1 protein-coding gene is annotated in these 876 nt (G+C 30.7%); it reads right to left on the bottom strand.

Annotation, left to right across the window (positions count from 1 at the left end):
• A partial coding sequence (locus JWF52_RS16155; protein WP_208334546.1) for a BMP family ABC transporter substrate-binding protein occupies nt 1–806 on the bottom strand: 806 nt, incomplete at its 3' end.
• Nucleotides 807–876 lie beyond the last annotated feature (70 nt).

The following is an 876-nucleotide window of genomic DNA, read 5'->3' as shown; positions in this document are numbered from 1 at the left end:
TTTACTTTTTTCATAGCTGAAGTTATTACTGTATTTGGCGCAACCTCATTTTGGTCTCTATCAACACCTATAGCAAATTTACCTTGTTCTTTGGCCACTTCTATTGCACCTAAACCAACATCTCCTGCTGCAGAGAATATTATATCTGCACCATTTGCATACATTTGCTGTGCTATTGATTTACCTTTAGCTGAATCTGTAAATGTATTTGCATATTGATCTATAACTTTTGCATTTGGATTAGCTTCTTTAACTCCAGCTTTGTATCCTACTTCAAACCTTTTTATAACTACACCTTTTATTCCACCTATAAACCCAACTTTATTAGTCTTTGTCATTTTACCAGCTACTAATCCAACCACATATCCAGCTTGTTCTTCACTAAATGTTATACAAGTTACATTGTTTGGAGTTTTATCTTCATAATCAGCATCAACTATTGCAAACTTTTGATCTGGATAATTTTTAGCTGCCGATAAAATAGCATCTTTTAACTTAAATCCAACTCCTATTATTAAATCATTTCCATCATCTACTGCAGTTTCTATATTTGCAGTATATTCAGAGTCTTGATTAGATTCTATGTAACCTACCTCTACACCTAAGTCTTTCTTAGCCTTTTGAAGCCCTTCCCAAGAAGATTGATTAAATGATCTATCATTTATACCCCCAACCCCTGTTATCATAGTTACTTTTACCTTATTATTAATCTTATCATCATTACCCTTATTACCTGTACATCCTATTAATGCCAATGATGATACAATCGCTACCATTATTAAACATAATATCTTTTTAAATTTCATTAAAATACCTCCTATATATTTTAGTTATCATTATTTAATATTCGCAAAATATTTGTATAATATAATAAAA

The organism is Clostridium sp. CCUG 7971 (assembly GCF_017590215.1).
In the GTDB taxonomy this organism is placed as follows: Bacteria; Bacillota; Clostridia; order Peptostreptococcales; family Peptostreptococcaceae; genus Faecalimicrobium.
Note: the sequence above shows the minus strand (reverse complement) of the source record. Positions and strands in the feature narration are given on the sequence as shown.